This is a genomic window from Psychromonas antarctica (assembly GCF_022267535.1).
GTDB lineage: Bacteria > Pseudomonadota > Gammaproteobacteria > Enterobacterales > Psychromonadaceae > Psychromonas > Psychromonas antarctica.
Map to the genome: position 1 here is coordinate 1 of NZ_JAHNZV010000181.1, position 3320 is coordinate 3320.

Consider the following 3320-nt stretch of genomic DNA (forward strand, 5'->3'; position numbering starts at 1 on the left):
GCGTCCCATCATGCGGGCAAATTTTATCTACTTCCGCTAAGTCATGAATGACTTCAACACGTGGTAGGTGTGCAGGTAATGTTGAACGGCCACGTTTTCTCGATGGTTTATCAGTCTTGCTGTGAGCATCGACAGTCGCCTCTTCTTCATCAGACTCAGAGATGACAATGTGCTCCGCTTCATCAAATAACTCACCCTGTTGTGGGCTCTGTTTTTCACTGGTCGGTGAAAATTTTTGATGGCGCGCCAGCTTTAGTTGCTCAAGTAGCGAACTAATTTCAGCCTCTTTTTCGAGCAATAAAGATTGTGCTTCAAGTAATAGTTTTTGAAGCGTTTCTACATCTGTAGGTAATTGATTTTCTGTGTTTTTCATGGTGTGAATTATACTAAAAACGCGCTAAAAAAGCATCATAAAACAGTGCTGTGATGTAAGGTTTTATGGGGTTTCATCGAGAAAATATCGATGCCGTCAAGTAGCCAATTTAGCTGTTGCCCATTAATAGAAAGCACCTCTTTTTTATCCTTCAATGGCCACTTAAATTGTGCATCATCGAGTGCTTTTAGCCACAAAATAAAGCCCGTTTTATCCCACACCAATATTTTTATTTTGTTGCGTCTTTTATTGGTGAAGACAAACAGTTGAGAGGAAAAGGGATCAAGGCAAAGCGTCTCTTCTACAATCAAAGAAAGGCCATTGATCGCTTTACGAAAATCAACGGGATCACGGCTGAGATATATTTTTTCAATGGTATTACAAGGCCTGATCATAACCGGCTCGCACTATTAAGCAGGTCTGAAATATCAACATCATCCAGCTCAACGATGACACCGTTAGATAATGTTATTCGGCATGAGGTTGTTCGTATTGGGGCATTTACTGATACCAAAGAAGGATGAGGACTCTTTTGTAACTCTCCTTTTTTTATTAACACCGAACGCGCATGATAAAAGGCAGGAAGAGCAAGTTTATTTTGCTTTGCATAAGCGGACATCGATACGCTTAGCATAGCCGCTTGATTAATATGATGAAGCCAATCTTGTTGTATTTGGGTAAGTGGTGCAATTTTCATAACATGATCTCTTTGAAGATAAAAAGAAATCGTGACAGTTATTTTAAAGCATTGTTAGATGGGGTTAGTTGATCGTTTACGTTTTAAATGCACAATTCGCTTTAAATTCATCATTCGTCGTAACTATAACCCATGCTATTCGCGTTAATTTATTGGCAAGGGCAACGATCGCTTTTGTCTTACCGCTTCGCAATGCAAGAGCATTAAACCACTGGCTTAATGCATCCGTTCGCTCTGGCGTATATTTAGAAACGGATCTTGCTCCATGGATGAGTAACGCTCTGAGTTCGTTATTGCCATTTTTAGTTATCTTTCCAAGTCTGGTTTTGCCACCTGAGCTAAACTGTCTCGGAACTAGGCCACACCATGCTGATAACTGCCTACCATTCGAGAATTGTTTTCCTGAACCAACCTGGCTTAAAAATGCTGCGGTTACAATTGGACCAAATCCAGGAATAGCTAATAAGGCTTGATAACGTGGTTGTTGTTTGCAAAGAGCTTCAAGATCTTGGCTCAACGACTTTATTTCAGCAGTAAGTGTATTAATTTCAGTAAGTAAATCATGAAGCATGCGCCTCATCACGATAGATAATTCATTATCAGGATCTTCTAAAGCGATAGGTACTTGTTCCCTTAAGCATTTAAAGCTCTTAGCGATGATCACGCCATATTCACTGGCTAACCCTTTCAATTGATTTGCTGCCGCCAGTCGTTGCTCTACTCTTCGCTGTCTAATGCACCTTATTGATTTAATGTCTTGAAGTTCAATAGTTTTAGCTGGAACACCATGAACGTCTGGTCTAAATGCCGCTTCACATATAGCGCGAGCATCATTAGCATCATTTTTTTGATGACCTACAAATGGTTTCACATGTTGAGGAGGAATGAGCTTTATTTCAAAGCCCATTTTAGTGAAGGTGCGAGCCCAGTAGTTTGAACTGCCACATGCTTCCATTGCGATTAATGTACCTTCAGGAAACTGACGAACGACATCTAATAGACGTGCTCTAGTTACTTTTCTATTAGAGTGGATCTTGTTGTCATCAGTAAGAACGCAGACCTGAAAATAATGTTTTGCTAAATCAAGACCAACCACTTTAATATTCATGCGATGCTCCTTTGATTAAACTGTCTAATCTAATTATGGCAAAGGTGACGCCAATAGGTATTAGGGAGGGGCGTCCATCACATCACAAAGCGAGATAGAAATTTTCTCTAAATCAGTGGACATATTTATTCGCTACTACATATTAAGATCAGTAGGTCTTTTATGTTAATATTTAATTCATGTTAAATGATGAAAGTAGATCATTAAATTCATAAAATTATTGGGAAGTAGTAATGGCAATTCCAAAGCATGATGATATTCGTATCTATGCCTTAAAGCATTTAGCTGATAATGGTGACGTTAAACTCAAAGAGTTTGAACAACCACTAGCTCAGCAATTTGGTCTTACAGGTGAAGAAATATCACAAATGTACGATTCTGGAAAAGGTCCAGTTTTTTACGATAGAGTTGCTTGGGCATTAAGTTATTTAAGCATGGCTAAGCTTGTTGATAAACCTAAAAGAGGATTATATCGCATTAATAAACTTGGTGTTGAAATGCTCACCAAACCTGATGAAATTGAAAAATTTGTCCAAGAACAGGTTAAAGGGCGAACATCTTTAAAGTCTAAAGATGAGTCTGCTACAGACCCTGTTGTTATTGATTCAGATATGACACCACAAGAGCAACTGTACAACTCTTTTGAAAGTATACGCTTATCTGTTTATGACGAAATTATTGATACGATCATTAGTAAATCACCTTATGAGTTTGAACACCTTGTAGTTAATCTGTTAGAGAAAATGGGTTACGGAGGACAAGTAAAAGATGCTGGTTCTGTTACGCAGGCGTCTAATGATGGTGGTATTGATGGAATTATAAAAGAAGATGTACTTGGTCTTGGGCGGATTCATATCCAAGCCAAACGTTATGGTCGAACAAATACAGTTGGCCGTGAAGAAGTTCAAAAATTTGTAGGCGCCCTCGCCGTTGCGCAATCAAATAAAGGCATATTTATAACTACATCCTCTTATTCGAAAGGTGCTCGTGAGTACGCTAATAACCTTAATGGATCTACCGGTCGCTGTCAAGATAGTTGCAATGATTGACTGTGATTATGCAGCTAGTTTTGCTTCTTCTTCTGAGGGTTTGTTAATGTAAACATCACCTACAGGATCGCAGTTCCTTGTTTTACCTGACCA

General features: G+C 38.9%; 5 protein-coding genes. 1 reads left to right on the top strand and 4 read right to left on the bottom strand.

Annotation, left to right across the window (positions count from 1 at the left end; all coding sequences use genetic code 11):
* From KSO91_RS16545 to KSO91_RS16560, 4 genes are all read right to left on the bottom strand, one after another.
* The coding region (locus KSO91_RS16545) for a transposase (RefSeq protein WP_238744126.1) at positions 1 to 373 on the bottom strand (373 nt) is incomplete at its 3' end.
* Between the two features lie 35 nt (positions 374 to 408).
* The gene (tnpB, locus tag KSO91_RS16550; RefSeq protein ID WP_238744127.1) at positions 409 to 768 is read right to left on the bottom strand and encodes an IS66 family insertion sequence element accessory protein TnpB; all 360 of its coding nucleotides are present in this window, start codon (positions 766 to 768) and stop codon (positions 409 to 411) included.
* The gene (gene tnpA / locus KSO91_RS16555; RefSeq protein WP_238744128.1) at positions 765 to 1070 is read right to left on the bottom strand and encodes an IS66 family insertion sequence element accessory protein TnpA; all 306 of its coding nucleotides are present in this window, start codon (positions 1068 to 1070) and stop codon (positions 765 to 767) included. Before tnpA ends, tnpB begins: the two co-directional genes overlap by 4 nt.
* A 76-nt stretch (positions 1071 to 1146) precedes the next feature.
* The gene (locus tag KSO91_RS16560) at positions 1147 to 2178 is read right to left on the bottom strand and encodes an IS110 family RNA-guided transposase (RefSeq protein ID WP_238744129.1); all 1032 of its coding nucleotides are present in this window, start codon (positions 2176 to 2178) and stop codon (positions 1147 to 1149) included.
* A 233-nt stretch (positions 2179 to 2411) separates the two neighbouring features.
* Between KSO91_RS16560 and KSO91_RS16565 the strand changes: the two genes are divergently transcribed.
* A complete protein-coding gene (locus tag KSO91_RS16565; protein WP_238744130.1) occupies positions 2412 to 3227 on the top strand; it encodes a restriction endonuclease in 816 nt (271 codons plus the stop codon).
* Positions 3228 to 3320: the final 93 nt, after the last annotated feature.